At 71.0% G+C, this 24,025-nt stretch carries 19 protein-coding genes; 15 read left to right on the plus strand and 4 right to left on the minus strand.

The genetic code is table 11. The annotated features are described in order from the left end of the window. Window positions 1–38 precede the first annotated feature (38 nt). Together H6726_31210 and H6726_31215 are read left to right on the plus strand one after the other, a co-directional pair. On the plus strand, window positions 39–851 hold the full coding sequence (locus H6726_31210) for a thioesterase family protein (GenBank protein MCB9662152.1): 813 nt from the start codon (window positions 39–41) through the stop codon (window positions 849–851). 118 nt (window positions 852–969) lie between these two features. Further along, on the plus strand, window positions 970–2,070 hold the full coding sequence (locus H6726_31215) for a mechanosensitive ion channel family protein (protein MCB9662153.1): 1,101 nt from the start codon (window positions 970–972) through the stop codon (window positions 2,068–2,070). A 15-nt stretch (window positions 2,071–2,085) separates the two neighbouring features. Here H6726_31215 and H6726_31220 read toward each other — a convergent pair whose 3' ends face one another. Then, the gene (locus H6726_31220; protein MCB9662154.1) at window positions 2,086–2,487 is read right to left on the minus strand and encodes a ribonuclease E inhibitor RraB; all 402 of its coding nucleotides are present in this window, start codon (window positions 2,485–2,487) and stop codon (window positions 2,086–2,088) included. A 102-nt stretch (window positions 2,488–2,589) separates the two neighbouring features. On the opposite strand from H6726_31220, the gene H6726_31225 reads away from it, so the two are divergent. From H6726_31225 to H6726_31265, 9 genes are all read left to right on the plus strand, one after another. Then, window positions 2,590–5,211 (plus strand): AAA family ATPase, encoded by a 2,622-nt coding sequence (locus tag H6726_31225; protein ID MCB9662155.1) that lies wholly within the window; start codon window positions 2,590–2,592, stop codon window positions 5,209–5,211. Between the two features lie 12 nt (window positions 5,212–5,223). Further along, on the plus strand, window positions 5,224–6,414 hold the full coding sequence (locus H6726_31230; protein ID MCB9662156.1) for a hypothetical protein: 1,191 nt from the start codon (window positions 5,224–5,226) through the stop codon (window positions 6,412–6,414). Window positions 6,415–6,531: 117 nt separating this feature from the next. After that, window positions 6,532–8,832, plus strand: coding sequence for a DUF3604 domain-containing protein (locus H6726_31235; protein ID MCB9662157.1), 2,301 nt, complete (start codon window positions 6,532–6,534; stop codon window positions 8,830–8,832). 7 nt (window positions 8,833–8,839) lie between these two features. After that, entirely contained in the window at window positions 8,840–9,679 is an 840-nt protein-coding gene (locus H6726_31240) for a peptidyl-prolyl cis-trans isomerase (GenBank protein MCB9662158.1), read from the plus strand. A gap of 146 nt (window positions 9,680–9,825) precedes the next feature. Next, complete coding sequence (locus tag H6726_31245) at window positions 9,826–10,974, plus strand: HupE/UreJ family protein (GenBank protein MCB9662159.1); 1,149 nt, start codon at window positions 9,826–9,828, stop codon at window positions 10,972–10,974. Between the two features lie 104 nt (window positions 10,975–11,078). Beyond that, the gene (locus H6726_31250) at window positions 11,079–12,158 is read left to right on the plus strand and encodes a cytochrome-c peroxidase (protein ID MCB9662160.1); all 1,080 of its coding nucleotides are present in this window, start codon (window positions 11,079–11,081) and stop codon (window positions 12,156–12,158) included. 220 nt (window positions 12,159–12,378) lie between these two features. Continuing rightward, window positions 12,379–12,699, plus strand: coding sequence for a peptidoglycan-binding protein (locus H6726_31255; protein ID MCB9662161.1), 321 nt, complete (start codon window positions 12,379–12,381; stop codon window positions 12,697–12,699). 159 nt (window positions 12,700–12,858) lie between these two features. After that, window positions 12,859–13,935: a PrsW family intramembrane metalloprotease gene (locus tag H6726_31260; GenBank protein ID MCB9662162.1), complete on the plus strand. Its 1,077-nt coding sequence runs from the start codon at window positions 12,859–12,861 to the stop codon at window positions 13,933–13,935. A gap of 4 nt (window positions 13,936–13,939) precedes the next feature. Then, window positions 13,940–15,106, plus strand: a complete 1,167-nt coding sequence (locus tag H6726_31265; protein ID MCB9662163.1) for a hypothetical protein — start codon at window positions 13,940–13,942, stop codon at window positions 15,104–15,106. A gap of 36 nt (window positions 15,107–15,142) precedes the next feature. Here the strand turns inward: H6726_31265 and H6726_31270 are convergent, their stop codons facing one another. Beyond that, complete coding sequence (locus H6726_31270) at window positions 15,143–15,700, minus strand: DUF4920 domain-containing protein (protein ID MCB9662164.1); 558 nt, start codon at window positions 15,698–15,700, stop codon at window positions 15,143–15,145. Between the two features lie 93 nt (window positions 15,701–15,793). On the opposite strand from H6726_31270, the gene H6726_31275 reads away from it, so the two are divergent. Then, window positions 15,794–18,295 (plus strand): tetratricopeptide repeat protein, encoded by a 2,502-nt coding sequence (locus H6726_31275; GenBank protein MCB9662165.1) that lies wholly within the window; start codon window positions 15,794–15,796, stop codon window positions 18,293–18,295. A 28-nt stretch (window positions 18,296–18,323) separates the two neighbouring features. On the opposite strand, the gene H6726_31280 is transcribed toward H6726_31275, so the two are convergent. Further along, window positions 18,324–19,928 (minus strand): EAL domain-containing protein, encoded by a 1,605-nt coding sequence (locus H6726_31280; GenBank protein MCB9662166.1) that lies wholly within the window; start codon window positions 19,926–19,928, stop codon window positions 18,324–18,326. A gap of 206 nt (window positions 19,929–20,134) precedes the next feature. Between H6726_31280 and H6726_31285 the strand changes: the two genes are divergently transcribed. Both H6726_31285 and H6726_31290 read left to right on the plus strand, forming a co-directional pair. Then, complete coding sequence (locus H6726_31285) at window positions 20,135–21,226, plus strand: hypothetical protein (protein ID MCB9662167.1); 1,092 nt, start codon at window positions 20,135–20,137, stop codon at window positions 21,224–21,226. Between the two features lie 113 nt (window positions 21,227–21,339). Next, window positions 21,340–21,942 carry a Crp/Fnr family transcriptional regulator gene (locus H6726_31290; protein MCB9662168.1) on the plus strand — a complete coding sequence of 201 codons (603 nt, stop codon included), beginning with the start codon at window positions 21,340–21,342 and terminating at the stop codon, window positions 21,940–21,942. On the opposite strand, the gene H6726_31295 is transcribed toward H6726_31290, so the two are convergent. Further along, a complete protein-coding gene (locus H6726_31295) occupies window positions 21,902–22,567 on the minus strand; it encodes a hypothetical protein (GenBank protein MCB9662169.1) in 666 nt (221 codons plus the stop codon). The two genes, H6726_31290 and H6726_31295, sit on opposite strands and share 41 nt — an antisense overlap. Before the next feature lie 239 nt (window positions 22,568–22,806). Between H6726_31295 and H6726_31300 the strand changes: the two genes are divergently transcribed. Beyond that, entirely contained in the window at window positions 22,807–24,024 is a 1,218-nt protein-coding gene (locus H6726_31300; GenBank protein MCB9662170.1) for an imelysin family protein, read from the plus strand. Window position 24,025 lies beyond the last annotated feature (1 nt).

A 24,025-nucleotide genomic window follows, 5' to 3' on the forward strand; every position in this document is an offset into this window, starting at 1 on the left:
GACCTGCGTCGAGGCGGGCTTCGGTCCAGGCTGCGCAGATGCGCTTCACCGACCTCCTCGCCTCCGCCGACCGCACCGAAGGTCACCTCACCCTGGACATCCCCGAGGACTGGCGCCAAGGCCGCGCGGTGTTCGGGGGCCTCCAAGCCGCGCTCGGCGCGAGCGCCATGCGGGATCTCGTCCCCGTGGAGCTCCCCCTGCGCTCCCTGCAGACCACGTTCCTGGCGCCACCCTCGGGCACCCGTGTCATCGCGCGCGCCAGGGTGCTGCGCCGCGGGAAGAGCGCCGTGCACGTCATGGCCTGGCTACGCGACGCGGACGCCGACCCGTCGTCCGCGGGAGACGAGGACGCGCTGGCCCTGCTCGTAGGGGTGTTCGGTGCGCCCCGGACCTCGGCGGTGCGCGTGACGCCTACACAGCCACGCGTGCCGTCGGACAAGCCCACCCCGTTCCGCTTCGTGCCCGGGGTCACGCCGACCTTCACGCAACACTTCGACGCCACGTGGCTGGCGGGAGCCCTCCCCTTCAGCGGCACCGAGACCACCACGGCCAGCGTGCGGCTGGGGATGCCCGAGGAGTCGACCTGCAGCGAAGCGCTCCTCGTCGCGCTGTCCGACTTCATCCCCCCACTGGGCCTCTCCATGCTGCGCACCCCCGCACCCGGCAGCTCGCTCACCTGGATGCTCGAGCTGCTCGACCACGACCTCGAGCGCCTCCCGATGACCGGCTTCCGCGTCGACGCCGAGCTGGTCGCCGGACGCGACGGCTACCACAACCAGTCCTCCACCATCTGGGCCCCCGACGGCGCCCCCCTAGCCCTCAGCCGCCAGACCATGGTCGTCTTCGGCTGAGCGCCCTCACACGCCCAGCGAGTCGAGTCGAGAAGCCACCGATTGGACCCGGTCGCGCTCAGGAGGGCTGCGAGCTCCGCGCCCCACGGAAGTTCGTGATAAAAGCCTGCCGAGCATCATGATGGAAGAACTCAGCAACTGGTTGAACACGTCCGTCGACGAAGCGACGCTGCAGCGCGTCGGCGCGTTCTTCGGCGCGATGCTGGTGACGGTCCTCATCGCCAAAGCGTCGGAGTGGGTGGTCTCGGTCAAGCTCAAGGCGCTGGCCGACAAGTCGGACACGCAGCTCGACGACGTGCTGGTGGACACCCTCGGTCGCCCCATCTACCTGGGCGTGCTGCTGTTCGGTCTGCGCTACTCGGTCGAGCTGCTGCAGGTTCCCCCGACCATCGAGCAGACCATCGGCAACGCCCTGGTGGTGGCGCTCACGATGCTCAGCGCCTGGACCATCAACAGGCTGATCAGCGAGATCTACAAGCGCATGGTGGTGCCCTGGGTCGAGGCCAGCGAGTCCAAGCTGGACGACCAGATCGTCCCGGTGGTGGAGAAGACGCTCCGCATCGCCGTGTGGACCTTCGCGCTGCTGATCTGCTTCTCGAACCTGGGCGTCGACGTCGTCTCTTTACTGACCGGTCTCGGCCTCGGCGGCCTGGCGGTGGCGATGGCGGCGCAAGACACGCTCGCCAACATCTTCGGGTCCATCACCATCTTCACGGACCAGCCGTTCCAGGTGGACGACCTGATCGAGATCGACGGGCACAAGGGGGTCGTCATCGACGTGGGCATTCGTACCTGTCGCATCCGCACCATGACGGGTGAGCGCATCCGCATCCCGAACAAGGACATCGCCGCGAAGCCCGTCGTGAACCACAGCTTCGAAGGGGCTTGGCGCTACCAAGGGGGCGTCGGCATGACCTACGGCACCACCACGGAAGAGCTCGAGCAGGCGCTGGCCGCCATCAAGGAGATCATCGACGAGCACCCCGCGACGACCGAGACGGGCCGCGTGTACTTCCGCAAGTTCGGGGACTCGTCACTCGACATCTCGTTCGCCCTGTTCGTGACGAACCCCAACGGGCACCGCTACCTGGCGACGATCAGTGACGTGAACGTCGCCATCAAGAAGCGCTTCGACCGGGAGGGCTGGCAGATGGCCTTCCCGTCCGTGTCCCTCTACGTGGAGCGGACCGGCGCGCTGCAGGAGCTGCGCCCGTCGTAGCGAGCCGACGAGGACTCAGTCCTCGTCGTGGCCCTCGTCGCCCTCGTCCTCGAGGTTCCCGACGGTGCCCCAGCCGTTGGCCTCACCTCCGAAGGGCGCGACCAGCTCCTGCAGCTCGCGCTGGAGCCGCGCGAGCTCGGCCGCGGTGGGCACCATCTCGACGCTGACGGCCACCTCCCAGATGGGGTCGTGCTCGTGGTCGACCTCCTCGTCGTCCTCGTGGTCGTGACCGCCGTGCTCGTCGTACTCGATCTCCGTCTCGTACCCCGCCTTGCGGAGCACCTCGGCCATCTCGTGCGCGGCGGGCTCGTCCGAGGCGAGCATGAAGAAGTCGATGACCATGGGGCTCTCGAGGTCGTGTCCGTCGGCAGCGAGCGCGTTCAGGACCTCTTGATCGTCGGCGAAGGTGTCGTCCATCGGCGCGATCATGGGAGCTGCACGGCGCACGAGCAACCAGCCACGGCGAGGTCCACGTTGCGCCCTTGACCGGACCCCCCTCGGCGACCGAACCTCGGGCGCATGTCCATCCTGACGCTCCGCCTCGAAGCCTACGATCCCGAGGCGCGCAAGCTCATCGCGGCCGCCCAGTCCCTCGCGGACGAGCGCCGTCACTCCGAGGTGGAGCCCCTGCACCTCCTGTTCATCCTGCTCGAGCAGAGCCCGGTCGTGCAGCAGGCCATCGAGCGCCTGAACGTGGACCCCACGGACCTCATCGTCGAGGCCGAGCTGCTGATTCGGCGCCGGCGCACGGTGGACGGGGGCACGTCGTACATGTCCCCGCGCGTGCTGGACCTGCTCGGGCGGGCGGAGGGCGAAGCCGCTCGCGATGGTGGCGTCCCCGTGTCGGTGCTGCACCTGATGCTGGCGTGCGCCCAGGAGACCACGGGAGCCGTGCGCGACGTGTTCCAAGCCGTGGGGGTCAGCGCGCCCGTGCTGCGTGCGGGGCTGACCGCCAGCAAGACGGCCCCCGCGGCGGCGGCCTCGGGAGGCGCGGGGAGCGGCGCCGGACGCGGTGGCGCGACGAGCACGACGAGCGCGGCACCGCTCGAGGAGTTCGGGCGCGACCTCACCCGGCTGGCCGCACAGGGCAAGTTCGACCCCACCGTGGGGCGTGATGCGGAGATCCGCCGCATGCTCCAGGTGCTCGCGCGGCGGCGCGAGAACAACCCGCTCCTCGTGGGCGAGGCCGGCATCGGCAAGACCTCCATCGTGCAGGCCCTCTCGATGCGCATCGCGACGCACGACGTGCCCACCATGCTCAAGGAGAAGCGCATCGTCGCGCTGGACATGGGCGCCATGATGGCCGGGGCGAAGATGCGCGGGCAGCTCGAGGAGCGCATGCGGGGGGTGCTCGACACGGTGCGCGACTCGGGCGGCGAGATTCTCCTGTTCATCCCCGACCTGGGCGCGCTGCTGGGTCCGCAGGAGGCCGGCGCTGGCGCGATGCTGGCGACCGCGCTGGCGCGTGGAGAGCTGCGGGCCATCGCCGTGGCCACCCCGGCCACGGTGCGCAAGGCTCACGACGAGGGCGCTGCCCTGCTGCAGCGGTTCGTGGCCATCGCCGTGGAGCCGCCCACCATCGAGGAGGCCATCGCCGTGCTACGCGGCGTCGTCGGGCGCTTCGAGGCAGATCACGGGGTGCGCATCCAGGACCCCGCGCTGGTGGCCGCGGCCCAGTTCGCGCGCCGCTACGTGACTGGGGTGCAGCTGCCGAAGAGCGCCGTGGACCTGATCGACGAGGCCGCCGCCCAGGTACGGGTCGAGATGGAGAGCGTCCCCAGCGCGGTGGATGCGCTGCTCCGCCGGCTCGAGGCGCTCGAGATCCAGCATGCGTCCCTCGCCAATGACGAGGACGCCGAGAGCGTCCGCACCCGCGATGCGCTGGCGGCCGAGATCGCCACCTTGCGCCCCAAGGTGGAGGCTATGCGCGAGCAATGGCGCCGCGAGCTCTCGTCCGTGTCCGAGGTGCGACGCATCAAGCAAGAGCTACAGGCGGCGGAGCGCGAGCTGGAGCAGGTGCGCGCGAGCGAGGACCACGCGCGGGCTGGCGAGCTGCGCTTCGGCACCATCCCGCTCTTGGAGCGGCAGCTCGCGGAGGCCTCCGCGGCGGGGGCGGACAACCCGGACGCCGGTGTCGTACACGACGTGGTGCACGCCGAGGACGTGGCCAACGTCGTCGCGGCCTGGACCGGTGTCCCGGTGGCCAAGATGCTCGAGGGGGAGACCGAGAAGCTGCTGCAGATGGAGGCCCGGCTGGGCGAGCGTGTCATCGGGCAAAGCCACGCCGTGGTCGCCATCGCGAAAGCCGTGCGCCGCGGTCGCATCGGCATGCGTGACCCCAAGCGCCCCATCGGCTCGTTCTTGTTCCTGGGCCCCACGGGCGTGGGCAAGACCGAGCTGGCCAAGGCGCTGGCCGAGTTCCTGTTCGACGACGAGGCGTCGCTCACCCGCCTCGACATGAGCGAGTTCATGGAGAAGCAGAACGTGGCCCGCCTGCTGGGTGCGCCGGTGGGCTACAAGGACTCGGACGCGGGCGGACAGCTGACCGAGGCCGTGCGCCAGCGCCCCTACAGCGTGGTGCTGTTCGACGAGATGGAGAAGGCCCACCCCGATGTGTTCAACGTGCTCCTGCAGGTGTTGGACGACGGGCGCCTGACGGACAGCCGGGGGCGGCTGGCGCACTTCTCGGACACGGTCGTCATCATGACCAGCAACATCGGCAGCCACCTCATCCTGGACCACGAGGGGGACGACGCCTCGCTCAACGAGAAGATGGAGGAGGAGCTGCACCGGCAATTCAAGCCCGAGTTCCTGAACCGCATCGACGAGGTGATCATCTTCAACCCGCTCAGCGAAGAAGACCTCTTGGGCATCGCCAAGATCCAGCTGCGCAGCATCGGCAAGATGCTGGGGCACCGGCGCATCGGGCTGGAGGTGGCCGAGGACGCCCAGCGCTACCTGGTGGAGCTGGGCTACGACCGGGCCTTTGGCGCGCGCCCACTCAAGCGGGTGCTGCTCAAGGAGCTGCAGGACCCGCTTGCCGAAGCCATGCTGCGCGGCGGCTACGACGCGGGTGACCGGGTGCAGGTGGGGCTGGAGGGTGAGGGGGCGCAGCGCGCTCTCACCTTCCAAAAGGTGTGATACAAGGCGTCCATGCGCTCGCCCCTCCGCCCCTCCGCCCCTCACGGCGCGACTCGTCGTGTCCGACTCTCGCGTCCCACCTTGGCCCTCTCGCTGCTCTTGCTGCTTGGCTTGGCGCACGCCATCCCCGGCTGCGGTGGAAGCAATGGCGCGCCACCCGACGACGCCGGAACCAACGGCGACGCGGGCGACCCAGGGGTGCCCGTCAACATGGGCGCACCGGACATCCTGACCGACGCGGAGCCAGTGGCGGGCTTCCAGTTCCTCGAGACCAGCTACACGGTGCCGGGGACGGGCGAGGAGCGCACGATCCGGCTCAACGTCTGGTACGCCACGAACGACACCGAGGGCACCTCGACGCGCTTCAACGCACTGTCGGTAGACGCCAACTCCTACTTGGACGCGAGCGTGCGCGTTCCCAGCGGCCAGGCTCCCCTGATGGTCTACTCACACGGCGACCGCGCCTGGGGCGGCAGCAACTTCCGGCTGGCGCGACAGTTCGTGCGCAACGGCTGGATCGTCGTCGCGCCCGACCACACGGGCAACACGGCCCTCGACAACATCCTCCCTCGCGCCTTCGAGTACGACATGGTGCGCGCCTACGACATGCGCGCCACGATCGACGCCATCGAGAACCTGCCCAGCACCCACCCGCTCGCCGGACACGTCGCCACGTCGCGCGTCCTCGTCGCAGGGCACAGCTACGGCGGTCACACCGCGTGGCTCGTGGATGGGGCCGGGCTCGACCTCACAACCATCGAGGCGAGCTGCGCCCCCGACTGTGTGGAGGCCGAGCTGGACGCGTTCCGCATGTTCGTGCCCGACACACGCATCGTCGGTGCCATCGCGCTCGACGGCGGTGTCGGGACGGACCGCGTGGCCGACGCGGGCTTCGCCGACATGACCGGGCCGATGCTGTTCATGACCCCCACCAACGACGCGGGCGACATGGCACTGTACGACCGCTCCGCGCTCGCAGACGTGACCTGGGTGCAGCTCGACGGCGCGTGCCACGAGTCGTTCACGGGGACCTTCAGCTGCCAGACGCTGCCGCTGACCACGAGCCTCCCGATCACGCACACCTACGCGGTCGCGTTCGGCATCAGGACGGTGCTGCAGTCCGACGACGCGGCGCTGCTGGCCATCCTGGACGGAACCACCGAGGTGGACCCGGTGGTGACCTTCTCGCGCCACATCCCGTGATCGTCCCATCTCGCTGACGACGGTTCGGCGAGGAGTCCGGCGTGCCGCGAAGCCGCCGGGCACCACGGCGACGCCGTCCCCGTTGAGGTGAGCGTCGAATCCGGGCATCGTCGCGGGATGACCCGTCGCACATGGAAGCGCCGTGCCGGGATCGCGCTCGGTGCGGTCGTCCTCACGCTGCTGGCCCTGTACGTCGTCTTCGGCGGCGGCAGGGCGCCCACGGCGGGCGACATCGTCGGCCCGCGGCTGCCCGTCGAGGTGGTGAGCGCGCGCGACACGCGCAACGCCGAGGCGCTGCCCGAGGGGGCCGACCCGGATCAGACGCGCATCCTGTTCGGCGACCTGCACGTGCACACCACGTTCTCGGCCGACGCGTTCATGCGATCCCTGCCGCTGATGGGGGGCGAAGGCGCGCACCCACCCGCCGACGCGTGCGACTTCGCGCGCCACTGCTCGCAGCTCGACTTCTTCGCGCTGACCGATCACGCCGAGATGCTCACGCCGCGCCTGTGGCGCGAGTCCAAGCAGTCCGTGCGCGACTGCAACGCGCTGGCCGAGGCCGGGGGCACCGAGCCGGACCTGGTCGCCTTCACGGGCTTCGAGTGGACGCAGGTGGGCACGACGCCCGAGGAGCACTACGGGCACAAGAACGTCATCTTCCACGGGACGGCCGAGGAAGAGCTCCCGGCGCGCGCCATCGCGTCGAGCGGCCTGCTGCAGCGGGCCTTCTCGGCGCCCGGGGGCATCGCCACGTTGGTCAGCATCCCCATCACCGAGTTCAGCGAGCGGCAGGCCTACCTCGACATCGGCGAGTTCTTCCGCGAGAACATGGCGCTCGACACGTGTCCGACCGGTCCGTCACCCGGCCTGCCGGCCGAGTGCCGCGAGTACGCGGAGACGCCCGCCGTGCTGTTCCGCAAGCTGGACGAGTGGGGGCTCGACGCGCTGGTCATCCCGCACGGCACCACCTGGGGCTTCTACACGCCCCCGGGCTACACGTGGGACAAGCAGCTGGACCCAGCACAAGACAGCCCCCGGCAGGGCCTGGTCGAGGTCTACAGCGGGCACGGCAACTCGGAGGAGTACCGCCCCACCCCGCACGTGCTGCGCAACGACGATGGAACCCACGGCTGCCCGGCGCCCACCGACGCGTTCGAGCCGTGCTGCCATCGGGCGGGCGAGCTGATCCGCGCCCGCTGCGCAGCGGCCGGCGAGAGTGAGACCGAGTGCGAAACGCGGGCCGCGACGGCGCGCTCGAACTACGCCAACGCAGGCGTCGCCGGGCACCACACGGTGCCGGGCGCCACCGTCGAGGAGTGGGGCAACTGCGGGCAGTGCACGGACTGCTTCGAGCCGTCGTTCATGTCGCGCTTCGGGGGGTCGGTGCAGTACGCGCTCGCGCGCGGGCACTTCGAAGAGGGGCAAACGGCGCGGCACGCGACGTGGGGCTTCATCGCGTCCAGCGACAACCACGGCGCACGCCCCGGCACCGGCTACAAGCCCTACGACCGGCGGCAGATGACGGAGGCCTCGGGCTTCGTGGACCAGTCCTACCGTGACCGCATCTTCGGCGCGGCCCCGGAGCGCGTGGCGCGCTCGCGCGCGGTCGACGACACCCTGCTCAGCGAGATCCCCGCGTTCGCAGTGGTCGACCTCGAGCGCCAGGCGTCGTTCTTCATGACAGGCGGCCTGGTCGCCGTGCACGCCACGGCGAGGTCGCGCGACGCCATCTGGGAGGCGCTGCGCGCGCGCAGGGTGTACGGCACCAGCGGCGACCGCATCCTGCTGTGGTTCGACATCGTCGATGGCGACGGGACGCTGCCGATGGGGTCGGTGGTGAGCCGCGGCGCGGCGCCCACGTTCCGCGTCCGTGCCGCGGGGAGCTTCGAACAGATCGCGGGCTGCCCACCCGACCGCATCGAGGCGCTCGGCAGCGCGCGCTTCGAGCGGGTGTGCCGCGGGGAGTGCTACCACCCGGGCGACCGCCGGCGACGCATCGAGCGCATCGAGGTGGTGCGCATCCGGCCGCAAGAGCGTGAGGACGAGCCCATCGCGGGCTTGATCGACGACCCCTTCCTGGTGCTGCCCTGCCCCCCGGGCCGCGCCGTGTGCGAGCAGACCTTCAGCGACCCGGGCTACGGCGAGCGTGATGCCGTGTACTACGTGCGCGCCATCCAGGAGACCACGAGCGAGATCAACGCCGGGGGCCTGCGCTGCGAGGGCGGTGTATGCCGCCCGTGCCACGGCGACTACCGCACCGACGTCGAAGACGACTGCGCGGGCCCCTCCAACGAGCGCGCGTGGGCCTCTCCCATCTACGTGCGCTGGGACGCGTCTCTGGTGCCGCCCCCCACCGCCGTGACCGGCGACGAAGGCGCGAACGCGGGTGGGACCGCCCGCGCGCCCTCCGATGAGTAGCCCGCGCGTGGACGACACCCGACGTCCCCCGTGGCCCACGCTGGCCTTGACCGGCGGGATGGCCCTCGCCCTCGCCCTCGCTGCTGGCGAGACCGTGCGGGTGAGTGACGCGCCCACAGACCTGCCCGCGCATGCGGCCGCGCGCGTGGGCGACGTCGTCATCACCCAGGACGAGCTCGACCGCGCCACCGCCGCGCTCGCCAGCGACCGGCGTGGCGGCCAGCGCCCCGACGACCGCGCCCACGTGCTCGAGCGGTTGGTGGACGAGGCGCTGTTGGTGGAGCTCGCGCTGTCGCACGGGCTCCCTCACCGCGACCCGCGCACCCGCGCGGACCTGAGCGCGGCTGCGCTCGCGTTGCTGGCCAGCGAGGCCGAGCTGAGCGAGCCGAGCGAGCCGGAGCTGGAGCGGTTCTACGGGGAGCGCCGCGGCGAGCTGAGGGGCGCGCCGCAGCTGCGCGTGGAGCTGCGCTTTGCTCGTGGCCCCGACGCGGTCGCACGCGTGATGGCCGAGGGCGAACTGCTGGACGACGCGCCGCTGCCGGTCCCGGGAGGCTGGGTCAGCGAGCGCGACCTACGCGAGCTGGTCGGACCGTCTCTGGCGAGCGCGCTGTCGGCGGCCGAGGTGGGCGTGTGGCTCCCGCCGCACCCGCTGGACGACGGCCTCGTGAGGCTGCGCGTGGCGGACCGTCGTGCCCCGGAGGCGCCGCCGCTCCGCGAGGTGCGCGACGAGGTGAGGGCCCTTTACCGCCGCCAGCGCGGTGACGACGCCGTACGCGCCTACTTGGAGCGCGCACGCCGCGATACCCCGATCGTCCGACGCGTGGCTCCGGGCTCGGCCGTGGAATGAGCTCGCGAGCGCCGCATCGTCGTGGGCCAACGCCCGAACGCGCGACGGGTCTCTCGAGGGCGTTCGTGTCGCTGACCGCGCGCGCGTCGCTGACCGCGCTCGTGTCGCTGACCGCGCCTCTCTCGGCACACGCCCACGATCGCAGCGTGTCCCAGTCCGTCGTCCACGTCGCAGGTCGGGAGGTGTCCGTGCGTGTCCGTTCACGCACCGTGGACCTGAGCTCCCTGTCGCCCGAGCTCGCCATCTGGGCGCATCGGTTCGCGTCGGGCAGCGCCCCCGACGCAGAGCTGCCGCCCACGCTCGTGGCGGCGTTCCATACACACTTTCGCGTGGTGGACGCGAGCGGCCGCACCTGCGCTGGGGCGCCGCCGCTGCGCACGACGAGCCCACCCGCCGAGCTCCGGGTGCTGCTGCGCTTCACGTGCACAGCACGACCCACGCGCTACGTCGTCACGCCCTGGCCCGTCCCTGGACACCATCACATGGCGCACCTCGAGGGTGGACGCGACGACCAGAGCGTGCTCGTCGTGGGGGAGAAAGGGGAGCTACCACTCGGCCCGCCCGGCGAAGAAACTGGGCCTCGCCCCGGGAGCGCTTCCATCCTGTATGCCTATCTGGTGCACGGCGCACGGCACGCCGCGACGGGCTGGGACCACGCGGCGTTCGTCCTCCTCCTGCTCGTGCTGGTGCGGCGCGCGCGTGAGGCCATGGTCTTGGTCACGGGCTTCACGGTCGGGCACGCGCTGACCCTCTCGCTCGCCGCGCTGTCGGTGCTGGAGAGCGACGCGCGGGCGGTCGAGTCACTCATCGCAGCGTCGGTGCTGCTCGTGGCCGCCGAGAACGTCGGGCTCGCCGAACCCGAGGGAGCACGGCGCGCGCTCCCCATCGTCATGGTCGCCGTAGTGGCGGGTGCCCTGGGAGCCGCCGCTGGGGTCGCGGCCCTAGGCTACTTCGCGCTCGCGGCAGCGTGCCTGGGAGGGCTACAGGTCACGCGAGCCGAAGCGACGCCCCGGCAAAGCGCACGCATGGCGCTCGCAGTGGGCTTCGGCTTGGTGCATGGGCTCGGCTTCGCGTCGGGCTTCGACGCCACGGGGCCGTCCCGCGTGGGGAGACTCGTCGCGTTCAACGTGGGCGTCGAGCTGGCACAGCTGGGCTGGGTCGCCCTGGGGTGGGTCGCGCTGTCCCTGCTCGGTCGCCCAGGAGCGGTGTGGCGACGCCGCGCCGTGCTGGCGGTCTCGGTCGTCGCTGGGAGCGGCGCGACGTACGCATGTGTGCTGCGCGCGCTGTCCCCCTGACCTGTTCCGCGGTCACTACGCGCCGGCGCTCGCCCTGCGCACGGAGCCTGTTACGCTCGGCCTCGGTGGGCGACCACCCCCCCAGACCCCAATCGAGGAACGTCATGTCAGGCACCTTGCGCAGATCCCTCCTCGCGACCGCCGTCGCGCTCTCGACGACCGCCCTGCTCGTGGCATGTGGCGGCAGCGAGCCCGAAGAGACCCCGACCCCGACCCCGAGCCCGGAGCCAGCGCCGGCCGCCACGGCGACCAGCCTCACCAGCCACGCGCCACTCGCCGCGCTGCCACCAGCCCCCGAGGTGCCCGCCCCCAAGCTCGAGCTCGGCCGGCGGCTCTACCACGACACGGCGCTCTCCGGTGACGGCACCGTGGCGTGCGTCACGTGCCACAGCTTCGACCACGGCGGGGCCGAGAACCGCCGCACCTCCGAGGGCATCCGAGGCCAGATCGGGCCCATCAACTCGCCCACGGTGCTGAACGCCAGCCTGGCCATCCGCCAGTTCTGGGACGGCCGCGCCGCCGACCTTGCAGAGCAAGCGGCGGGCCCGGTCGCCAACCCAGTCGAGATGGGCGCCACCTGGGACGACGTGGTCGCGCGCCTCGGCGGCGACCCGAGCTACGTCGCGGCCTTCACGGCGGCGGGCTACGACGGCGTCTCGCAGGCCAACATCACGGACGCCATCGCCGCGTTCGAGAGCACGTTGCTGACCCCGGGTCCCTTCGATCGCTTCATCGGCGGAGACCACAGCGCCTTGAACGAGCAGCAGCAGCGGGGCTACATGACCTTCCGCGAGGTGGGCTGCATCGCCTGCCACAACGGCCCCGCGCTCGGCGGGCAGTCGTTCCAGAAGATGGGCGCCGTCCAGGACTACTTCGCGCTGCGCGGCGGCGAGGTCACCGAAGCCGACCTCGGGCGCTTCAACTTCACGCACGAAGAGGGCGACCGACACTTCTTCAAGGTGCCCACGCTGCGCAACGTCGCGCAGACGGCGCCCTACTTCCACGACGGCTCGCAGGCGGAGCTGGCCGGTGCGGTGCGCATCATGGGGCAGGTGCAGCTCGGGCGTGAGCTGACCGACGCCCAGGTCGAGGACATCGTGGCGTTCTTGCGCGCCCTCGATGGTGAGCTCCCGGCCCACGCGCGCATGCCCGCTACGGCCGCGGAGGCCCCCGCCGCCGAGTGAGCGGCCACGCATGGACGCTCCGCGCGACCCGTAGGCTGCACCCCTCGATCGCAGGGTGTGACCTACGGGTCGCCGCGCGTGGGCTCCTCGCGCGCGCATCCATGACACGAGAACGTCGGAATTCAGGGGTTCCGATCATGGTCCGCTTCGTGCTTAGGTGGCCTGCGCGCCGCGGGGCACAAGGGGTGTCCGCTGCGAAGCGCGCGAAGGGTGAAGACACATGAGCAAGTTGCTGAAGAAGGGTTCCAAGGGGGAAGACGTGAGCGCGCTGCAGAAGCAGCTGGTCCAGCTGGGCTACGCCATCTCGGTGGACGGCGACTTCGGGCCCGCCACGGAGAAGGCCGTCCTCAGCCTGCAGACGGCGTTCGGCTACGATGTGGACGGCATCGTCGGCCCGGGGACGCAGAAGCTGGTGGAGGCGCAGATCGGCTACGGCTGGAACGCGACCGCGCCCGACGCCACCGAGAAGGCCCTGCGCGCTCAGGGGAAGGACCCGGCTGCCGTGGCGGCCGAGAAGGGCGCGCCCGCGAAGGGCAAGTGATGGCGCCCGGGCCGGTCAGCGTCCGCGCGACGCGACCGGCCCGCGCTCCCGCAGGCGGTTGTAGACGGACGCGCCGGCAAGCCATACGCTCGGCCAGTGTCCCTACCTGACCCCGAACGCGCTCGACGACACCTCGGCCTGGGCCTCTACATCCTGGGCATGCTGCTGGGCTTCCTGCAGCTCATCATCTGGTTCGTAGGGCTGCCGGTCCTCGCCGGTGAGGGCGCCATCCTCATGTACATGTGCATGGGCGCGGTGCTCGCGTTCCCTGCCGGCGTCATGTACTTGACGTTCCCGCGTCTGCTGGACCGCTACGACCCCGAGCCCTGGTACGCGCTGCTCGGCTGCTTGTTCTGGGGCGGCATCGCCGCGTGCGGCTTCTCGGTCACCATCAACAGCTTGGTGGGTGGGTGGTTCGGGAACGTGTACGGCGAGCAGGCCGGCGAGATCGTCGGCGCCGTCATCTGCGCACCCATCGTCGAGGAGTTCTGGAAGGGCATGGCCGTGTTCGGCATGTTCGTCTTCCTGAAGCGCGAGTTCGACGGCATCGTCGACGGCATCATCTACGCCAGCTTCGTCGCGCTGGGCTTCGCGGCCGTGGAGAACGTCCTGTACTACGGTCGCGCCGCAGCCGAAGGCGGGCTCGGCGGGCTGGGGGCCAACTTCGTGCTGCGCGGCATCCTCTTTCCGTGGGGCCACCCCGTGTACACGGCCATGACCGGCATCGGCTTCGGCCTGGCGCGTGAGGGGCGGCACCCAGCCCTGCGTGCCCTCGGGCCCGTGTTCGGCTACGCGCTCGCGGTCACGTTGCACGCCATGTGGAACGGCGGCGCGACGTTCGCCGGGATGAGCGAAGAGGGAGGCGCCATCTTCTGCATCAGCATCCTGCTGTGGTTCGCGTTCGTCACGGCCTTCATCGGGATGGTCATCGCCCTTGTGCGTCGTCGCGGCCGCATCCTGCGCGCGCACCTGCTGGACGAGGTCGCGCTCGGCAACATCACCGCCAGCGAGCTCGAGATCGTCACGAGCGCCTTCGGCCTCCTGAACTTCCGCATGAAGTACGGGCGTGAGGGCGCCGAGTTCGTGCGCGCCATCGCGCGCCTGTCGCTCTCCAAGTGGCACACCACGCGCGCGCAGTCGCAGAACATGAGCACCGTCAGCATGGACTTCATCCTGCCCCTGCGCGCCAAGATCGCGATGGGTCGGCAGTCGCTGGCCAAGCGCGGATATCGCTGAGCGCATGCGGCTGCACGTCACCTGTGCCCCGGGGCTCACGGGGCTGCTCTCGGCCGAGCTCAGCGCGCTCCTGCTGCTCGCGGGGCGACCCGCAGACGCGCTGACCGCGTCGAACGCGCTCGGGGTGGAGGCCGTAGTCGTGGACGTGGACGACGCGTGCGGGTTCGACCGCATCGCCTTGCTGAACCTGGGGCTCGGGCTGGCGACGTCCGTGCGCGTCGAGCTGGCCTCGTTCTCGGCGTCTCAGTTTCCACAGCTCGTGCGCAAGCTGAGGCAGGTCGCCTGGGGGCCGTGGGTGTCCCCCACGCTACCGCTCGACCTGCGCGTGCGCAGCGTGAAGAGCCGTCTCTACCACACGAAGGCCATCGCCGAACGCACCCGCCGCGCCATCGAAGAGTCGCTGCGCAGCCCGTCTCTCGCGACGCTCGACGAGGGCAGCGACGTGCCACACACACGCATCCACGTGGACGCGCTCGAGAACCGCTTCCACGTCACAGTGGACACCAGCGGCGAGCCGCTCTACCGCCGAGGCTACCGGCTGGCCACGGGCAAAGCACCGCTGCGCCCTGACTTGGCGCGAGCGCTGGTGTTGGTGTCCGGGTGGGATCGCGCGACGCCCCTGGGCGACCCGTTCTGTGGCGCGGGGACGGTGCTCGTCGAAGCCGCGCTGCTGGCGACCGGTCGCGCCCCAGGCGCGGGACGGAGCTTCGCCTTCCAGTACGCGCCGGCTCACGTCGCGACCGTCCTCGACGCAGCTGCCGCCCAGCTCTCGGAGCGTGTCTCTCCCCGCACGGCGCTGCCGCCGCTGCTGGGCTCCGACCGCGACGCGGGGGTCATCGCGTCGGCCCACGAAAACGCCGAGCGTGCAGGGGTCGCGCAGCACCTCACGCTGTCGGTCGCGCCCGTGTCGGACGCACCGGTCTTCACCCAGCCGCTCGGGCCACGCGTGCTCGTCAGTAACCCTCCCTACGGCGTGCGGGTGGGTGACGAGCGCACGCTCCGGAACCTCTACCAGCGCACCGGGAGCCTCGTCCGCAGCCTACCGCAGGGCTCGCGCGCGGCCTTCCTGACCCCACCGCAGCGAGCGCGTGACTTTGGCCTCACGCTCGCGCGCGCCTTCGAGAGCAATCACGGCGGACAGCACGTCGTGGCCAGCGTCACACAAGGCTGACGCGAAGGGCAGCCCCCTGGACCGAGGAGACGGGCATCAGCCCGGCGCCGGCGCGAGAATGACCACGCTGGTGGCGCTCAGCTCGAGCGCCACGTCGGTCGCCCCCGCACCCTCGCTGGCGAGGTGTTCCCGCTCGGCCGCGCCGAGCGGACGCACAGTGAGCGGCCCCTCCACGATCGCGCGCCGACCTGCGACGTCGCGTGGAAGGAAGAAGGCGTGGCCGGCCATGGGCACGCGCACCGCGCGCGCCTGTGAGTCGCGCAGCTCCATCCAGCAGCCCATGCGCTGACACACGGCGCTGATCTCCCCTTCGGTGCGCACTACCTGTCCGGTATAGCGCGCGGGCTCGTCCAGGAGCGCGCCGAGCGGCACGGTCTCTCCGTTCCCCACCAACGGAGCGCCGAAGCTTCGTTCCCCCGTCTGGGCCTCGGATGCGCCCTCCGCCGCGCCGGGCACACCGCTCGGGGTCTCCGCGTGCTCCGTGCTCCCAGTGCTCTCAGGAGGGACACCCTCGCGTGCGCACGCCATCGTCGCCAGGAACGCGAGCGGGATGGTCAGGAGGTAGGTGCTGCGCGAGCGGGGGGAGCCGTTCATGGGGACAGGAATTACCAGACGCGCGTCCAGGATGCAGCGGGGTCGCGCGGCGAGGCTGGTGTTTCACGCCGAGAGCGGTAAAGATGGGTCCCGATGTCGGACAGCGAGTCGATCGACGACCTGATGCAACGCGCCCGCAAGGCGCTGCAAGACGGGCGCAACGAGGAGGCGCTGGTCGACCTCCAGCGTGTCATCGCCCTCGCGCCGAACCTTGCCGAGGCTCATGGGCGAAGGGGCGAAGCGCTGCGCCGGCTGGGGCGCTACGGCGACGCGCTCACGGCGCTCAACACCGCCATCCGTCTCGACCCGCGCTACGCCTTCGCGCTCGCCTCACGCGGCGACACCCACCATCGGCTGGGCGACCGCGCCATGGCGATCAGCGATCTCGGCGTCGCCATCGAGCTCGACCCACGCTACGTGTGGGCCCTGTACCGACGCGGCGAGATCCAGATGGACGCGGGTCAGTACGACGCCGCCATCGCGGATCTGAGCGCCGCGCTGGAGGTGGACCCCCAGCACGTCTCCGCCCTCGCGTCGCGCGGTGAAGCCAAGCGCCTGGCGGGCCGCTTCCAAGAGGCCATCCCCGACTTCGACGCAGCCCTGGTGCTGAACCCGAAGCTGGCCTGGGTGCTGGCGAGCCGCGGCAAGTGCCACGCGCAGTGCGAGCGACGCACCGAGGCGCTGGCCGACCTGGACGAGGCCATCCGGCTCAAGCCCGAGTTCCCCTGGGCGCTCGCCCAGCGCGGCGAGCTGCACCGGCTCACGAGCGACCACCGCCGCGCCATCGCCGACCTCAGCAGCGCGATCGCGCTGGATCCGGGCAACGCCTGGTCGTGGGGGAGCCGCGGGGCGAGCTATCGCTCCACACGGCGGCTCGAGGAGGCCTGGGCCGACCTGTCGCAAGCGGTGCGCCTGGACGCCAACTACGCGTGGGCGCTGGCGAACCGCGGCATGGTGCTCTTCGAGATGGGCCGCTACGAGGCCGCGCTGGTGGACCTCGACCGCTCCATCGCGCTCGACGGAAACAACCCGTTCGCCATCGGTCGCCGCGCCGAGACCTACGTGGAGCTGCGTCGCTACGACGCCGCCCTGTTCGACTTCGAGCGGCTCTTGCAGCGCAACCCACAGGACTCCTGGGCCATCTCACACCGCGCGGACACGCTGCGCCTGCTCCACCGCTTCCAGGAGGCCATCGCGGGCTTCGAGCGGGCCATCGACCTCAAGCCCGACTACGCTTGGGCCGTCGCGTCCCGCGGCGAGACCCGCTTCATGATGGGGGACCCGGAGAGCGCGCTCGCAGACTTCGAGCGTGCCGTGGAGCTGCAGCCCGACTACCCCTGGGCCCACGAGGGGCGCGCCCGCTGCCTGCAGCAGCTGGAGCGTCACGAGGACGCCCTCGACGCCCTGGAGCCGCTCATCGCCCAGCAGCCCAAGTCGGCGCGCCTGTTCCGTATGCGCGCACAGTCGCGCCTGGCCCAGGACGACCTCGAGCGGGCGCTGATGGACTACGAGGTAGCCCTCGGCATCAAGCCGGACCACGCCGACAGCCTCATGGGACGCGCCAACGTGCTGTGGCAGATGGGCCGGCACGTCGACGCGGCGCTCGCCTACGCGAAGCTCGTGGAGCACCCCACGCACGGCAACACGGCGCTCGCGCGACGCGGCGACAGCCTGCGCGCGCTGGGTCGCTACACCGAGGCGGTGGCCAGCTACACGCGGGCGGTGGAACGCGACGCTGGAGACGCGCTCTCACTCGTCGGTCGCGCGCTCGCGCTGCACGCGCTGGGGCGCCTCGACGACGCGCTGGACGACCTGAACGCGGCGGAGACGCTGGACGCGGAGCTGCCCGGCCTCGCGAACGCGCGTGCCGAGACCTGGCTGGAGCTGGGTCAGCTGGACCTCGCCCTCGAGGCCTACGACGACGAGGTGGGGCGACACGGAGACGACGCCACGCTGCTCGCCGCGCGGGCCGAGGCCCATCGCCGCAAGGGAGACGGCGCGCAGGCGCTGCTGGACCTCCATCGCGCGCTCGACCAAGACCCCGCTTGCCTCGAGGCCCGGCTCGGTCGGGCTCGCGTGTACGGGGACTCGGGACGGCACGAAGCCGCTCTGGTGGACGCCGAGGCGGCGCTGGCCGCGGTCGCCGATTCGGTCCCCGCGCACGTCGCGGTCATCGCAGCCTTACGCAAGCTGGGGCGCCTGGACGCTGCGCTGGCCCGCGCCGACGACGCGGTGGCGCAGCTGCCCGGGGAGGCGAGCCTCTACCTGCAGCGGGCGCTGGTGCATCGCGAGCTGGGCCACGGCGGCGACGCGGCAGCGGACTTGCGCAGCGCGGAGGACCTCACCCGGGCGCGGCTGGACGCGGCGGGGGGAGACCTACACGAGCACCCTGCGCTGTCGCTCGAGCTGCTGGTGTACGTGATCGCCGCCGGCCGCCCGCTCGAAGCGCGCAAGCTCGCGAACGAGCTGCTGGTCCATGCGCCGCCGCGACACCTGCTGCGGCGAACGGTCGAGCGCATCGACACCCTCCAAGCAGAGCTCGGCGACGGCGAGGCCGGGGCACAGGTGCGCGCCATGCTGATGCGCGCGAAGTAGGCTCCGTACCCGCGAGCGAGAGCGGTCTTCACCGGTCCGCGAGCAGTCGGCGCTGAGCATCGGCCCCAGACAGCGGGCGCTCGAAGAGGTACCCCTGCCCCAGGTCGCAGCCCATCGAAGTGAGCCGCTCGCGCTGCCCCTCGGTCTCCACCCCTTCGGCGACGATGCTCATCCCGAGCGACTGACCCATCGCCACGACGGCGGAGACGATGTCGCACGCGCGAGCGTCGCGATCGATGGGGTCGATGAACGTGCGGTCGATCTTGAGCACGTCCAGCGGCAGCTCGGCCAGCGCCCGGAGCGAGGAGTACCCCGTCCCGAAGTCGTCCATGGCGAGCGACACGCCGAGGTCGTGCAGCCCGCGCAGCACGCGGCGGCTGGCGACGGCGTCGCGCGCCAGGGCCGTCTCGGTGATCTCGACGCGCAGGCGCTCGACCGGAAAGAGGGTCTCGCGAAGCGTCTCGGCGACGCGGTCGATCAGCGTCATGTCGTCCGACCAGCGAGCCGAGACGTTGACGCTGAGCGAGAACGCGCCCGCCACGCCCGCCGCCCACGAGCACGCGTTGCGCATGACCCAGGTGTCGAGCTCACCCACCCACCCGAGCTTCTCTGCGATGGGGATGAACTCGTCCGGGCCGACCACCCCGAGCGAGGGGCTGGTCCAACGCACCAGCGCCTCGAAGCCCGCGACGCGCTGGGTGTCCAGGGCCAGGATGGGTTGGTAGACGAGGTGCATCTCCCCGCGCTGCACGGCCGAGCGCAGCGCGCTCGCGACCTCGATCACGCGTCGATCCTCGTCCCGGATGGCGGTGCGGAACACGGCGCTGCCCGAGGTGTCTCGGATGTTGGCGTGCAACGCGGCGGTCTCGGCGTCGCTCAACAGCGTCGCCGCTTCGAGGTACCCACGCTTCGCGCTGGCGAAGCCGACCGCATTGCGGAGCGTGACGTCGCGCCCCTTCACGCGGTAGGGGGAACGCAGCTCGTCGTGGAGGTCTTCCATCCAGGCCTGCACGAGCTCTTCGTCGTCACCTTGTGGGATCAGGAGCGCGAACTCCGAGGGGCCAATGCGCTGCACGCTCGCGCGAGCGCCCAGCGTGGTGGTGATCCGCGCCAGCACACCGCGCAGCAAGGCGTCCGCGTCTGCGGTGCCGAGCCCCGATACGACGCGACGGAACTCGGGTAGGTCCACCACCCCGACGGCAAACGCGGACTGCGCCTCGGCCAAGAGGTCTTGCACGCTGTCGAGAAAGCGATCTCGCCCCGCGTCGCTGCTGACGTCGTGCAGCGCCATGAGGCACGCGACCTGAACGCCGTCTGGCGCGTCCAGCGCCGTGATGCGGACGTTGGTGCGGACCGGGAGGCCATGCCCGCGAGGCAGCAGCAGACGCGCCGACATGGCCCCATCGCGCAGCGCCGTGGCCACGGACGCACGCACTCGGTCCGCCTCGCCAGCGGGCAGACCGTCGAGCCACCCAGCGGGCGCCGCACCGGCCCAGACCGGCTCCGTGCCTCCTGAGAAGAGCAAGGCCCCGCCCTCGTCGACCACGACGATGGCGGCGGGCAGCCCAGCCTGCGCGACCTGCTTGGTCCCACTGGCCTCTCCGTCCTCCATGTCGTGCGCCTCGTGGGTCACAGACTCGCGAGGGTACGTCTCCGCGCCGCCCGGATCAATCGGGCTGCTCGCCCCTACGGGGGATGGCGCGCGCACGACTGCTCCGGGCACCACGTGACGCCGCGACGGAGGAGCGCTTGACACCCCCATTCGTTGACGACAGGGTGGCGCCGAATTGCGACGAGGAGCCGGTGTTGGAGCCCGCGGGGCCGGAGATGGAGGAAGAGATGTCGAGACAGGGATTGGCGACGTTGTGGATCGTCGCGCTGATGGGATTTGCCGGGTGTGGTGGCGACGAAGGGAGCGTGACTCTCGAGAACTTCGACGAGAGGCTGACCCGAGCGGAGTGTGACGCGCTGTTCCGCTGCGGAGGCACGGACGAGTACGACGCGTACGACCGCGCGGCGTATCGCTCGGCCGCCGTGTGCGCTGGCGCCGACTCCGGTGATGACATCACCGCTCGCGTGATGCGGCCCTACATCGACGCCGGGACGGTGGTGTTCGACGCCGCCGCCGCGGAGGCGTGCATCGCAGCGACCCGGCGCACCTGCGCCACCACTCCCGCGGCGCAGCGCGCGTGCGCCTCGGTGCTGCGCGGCACGGTCCCCACCGGTGGCGGGTGTGCGGCTCACAGGGAGTGTGAGTCGAACAGGTGCTCGATGGTGGGCTTCGGTTGCGGGACGTGCCAGGAGGCGAGGGGCTTGCCGGGCTCGTTCTGCTTCTTCGACTTCGACTGTCCGTCGACCCTCCAAGCGCCCCAATACTGCGACGACGAGAACACCTGTGTCGCTGGCATCCGGCCCGACGAGCGCACGACGGACCCGCTGGCAGGTGAGGAGTGCGTCGGCGGGCGATGCGCGCCGGGCCACTACTGCATCGCGTCGATCTGCTCGCCCTGGCGCGAGCGTGGTGAGGCGTGCGACGTCGACGAGGACTCGTGTGCTCCCGGTACGATCTGCGGTGAGCTCTCGACCGACCCGGGCAACAACGTCTGCGTCCCCATCGTGTTCGAGACCCGCCCCGGCGAGCTCTGTGACGACCCGTGGGATTCGGACGTCGTCGACCAGCTCGTCGTGTGCGACTTGAACGCCAACCTGACCTGTCGGTCGGGCGTGTGCGCGCGACTCGGGGGAGACGGCAACGCGGGGACGTACTGCGAGGTCGCGGCAGAGTGTGCCGACGGCCTGTCCTGCGTGGGCTCCACCTGCGTGGGGGACCCGCTCCCCGACGGCGCGGCATGTATGTACGACGTCGAGTGCGCCTCCTACGTCTGCGACCGTCTGTCGCAGGTCTGCGTAGCGCCGCTCAGCTGCGAATAGGCGCCATGGCGCATCCGCTCTGCAAGAGCGCGGATGCGCTGCCGGCAGCATCACCGCGCGGCCGCGCCCCATCGGGCGGGCGCTGGAGCCGGGCGAGGCTAGAGTAGTCGGTGATGACGCTCAGCGAGGTCGACCTCTACGCCTACGCGACCGCCATGTGCGGCGTGGCCGACCTCGCGGAGGCCGACCTCGCCGCCGGCGTCGCGAGCGTGCGTATCCGCCTCCTGGCGAAGGGCGAGTTCCTCCTGCGCGCAGGCGATCAGGCCGAACAGGTCGCGGTGGTCGTGCAGGGCCTGCTGCGCGAGCACTTCGTGCTGCCGGACGGAACCGAGCGGACCAAGGCGTTCGTGCTGGAGGGTCAGCTCAGCGGCTCGTTGGCGGACCTACTGTCGAGCGCTCCCTCCCGCGCCTACATCGTTGCCGAGGAACCCAGTCGGCTGCTGCTCATGCCGTTCTCCGCGGCACGGCAGCTCGCTCAGGAGCGGCCCGCCTGGCGCACCCTCGGCGCTCGGGTGACCGAGTCGCTGCTGCGGGTAAAAGCCGAGCGCGAGTACGAGCTGCTCGGCCTGGACGCCGCTGGGCGCTACGAGGCGTTCCGCACGCGCTACCCGGGGCTCGAGGCGCGCGTATCGGCCAAGCACGTGGCCTCGTACCTGGGCATCACGCCCGTGCACCTCAGCCGACTGCGGCGTCAGCGGCGCGCGGTTGGGCGATGAACGCCACCCCGTAGAAGCCCAGAACGAGCGCGGCGTAGCGCAGCCAGACGAGCGCGGAGAGCCACGGCCCGTCCGCGATGGCCCACGTCACGGCACCCAAGGGCAGCTGGACGTAGACCAGCGAGACGTGCATGACGCGCGACACCACGTCCCTCCCCGCGAGCGTCATTCCGATGAGCGCGAACGCGGCGTGACCCAGCATCCACTTGAGCTGGCTGAGCTGCGAACGCAGGAGGATCTCCTCGAGCGGCGGCGTCTCCCCGCCCTCGGCGGCGCGCAGCAGCGCGAGCAGGTGGTGGTTCTCGGCGAGGTCGAGCAGACCCGCCGCAACGCTCGCGCCCAACGCGAGCAGGTGGAGAGGGTGTGCGTCACGAGCGCCGAGGAAGCGGACGAAGAGCACCGTGGCGGCCACGTACGCCGTGATGAACAGGTCATCCACGGCGATGATGGCGCGCAAAGGCGTGGCGTCGCGTATCAACCAGGCGGCGTAGACGGCGGGCGGGTGGACCCACTCGAAGAGCTGCTGGCTGACGCCGGTCACCAGCGTCATGCCGCACAGCGCGACGAGCAACGAGCCAGAGGCGAGCGCCGAGCGCTGCAACGATGAGCTTGAGAGCGTGGTCATGCACGGATCGTGGCGGACCAGGTGCCACCCCCGCATGAACCTGGGTTTAGAACGTCGCAGGGGCGGTGCCCGGTGCATGCGCGCGGGGGGAGCATTGCGCCGCGCGCAACGCACGACCTGGTCGTGCGCGGCCCTGGTCGCGCTTGACCCGCCCCGCCCCGCGGTCTACTTCTTGAGAATGAATATCAATCTCACTGGCCACCGCGGATCGGCCGCGCGGCCGTGAGCTTGGCGCCATCATGACCACCACCACCAGCCCACGTCTCGGCCGCACTGCGCGGTCTCTCTCCAATGTGCTCCCCTGCTGGCTGCTCGCGCTCACGGCGGCGCTGGCTGCCAGCGCGTGCGGCTCGTCCCCAGAGGTGCTGCCCGGTCGCCGCCCGGAGGTGCTGGCGAACCTCGGCGCGAACGTGCTCCTGCCGAGCTACCGCACGCTGCAGGAGCGCACCAACGCGTTCGACACGGCCATCGCTGCGTACGCCGCGAGCGGGCTCGTGGCGGATCGGGACAGCGCGCGCGCGGCCTTCCTGGCGCTGATGGAGACGCTGATGGAGGTGGAGATGATGACCACTGGTCCGCTCGGCTCTGCCACGCTCACGCCCGGTGGCCAGGACCTGTTCGACGAGATCTACTCGTGGGCCGTGCTCCCCCTCAGCTACTGTGGCGTGGACCGCTTCCTGGCGGGTGATTCGTTCCAGGACGTCGCGGCGCTCGACACCGCCGCGCTGAACATCCGCGGCATGGGCGCCATCGACTACCTGCTGTTCGTCGAGACCACGGACAACGGATGCGAGGCGCTCGCGGAGATCAACACCGACGGAACGTGGGCGGCGCTGTCCGCCGACGCCGACGCGCTCGCGCAGCGCCGCGGTCAGATGGCGCGCGCCTTGAGCGCTCAGGTGAAGCAGCGCGTGGATCGGCTGGTGTCGGCGTGGGACGGCGGGTTCCTGCTGGAGCTCCAGGACCCCACCCGCGCGGGCGCGCTCTACCGCACGGCACAGGAGGGTCTGAACGCGATGGCCGACGCGTTGTTCGTGTTGGATCAGGTCACCAAGGACATGCGCCTCGGTCACGCGGCGGGCGTCGTCGACTGCGCGACCACAACGTGCCCCGAGGCGCTCGAGACCCTGTACGCGGGGGACAACAAGGAGCGCATCCTGCACAACCTGATCGGCTTCCGGTTGGTGTACACGGGTGGCACTGGGCTCGGCTTCGACGACCTGCTGGTCGACGTGGGCGCGGCGGAGTTCTCCGTGTCCATGCTGGCGGACATCGACGCCGCCATCGCGGCCGTCGGTCAGGTGGACGGCACGCTCGCCGAGGCGCTGGTGAACGACCTCGACGACGTGCGCGCGCTGTATGAAGCGATCCAACGCCTGGACACGGACCTCAAGACGACCTTCCTGGGCACCCTCTCGCTCGACCCGCCCAACCGCGCGGGCGCCGACAACGACTGAC

It is taken from the genome of Sandaracinaceae bacterium (assembly GCA_020633055.1).
GTDB lineage: Bacteria > Myxococcota_A > Polyangia > Polyangiales > Houyiibacteriaceae > JADJJE01.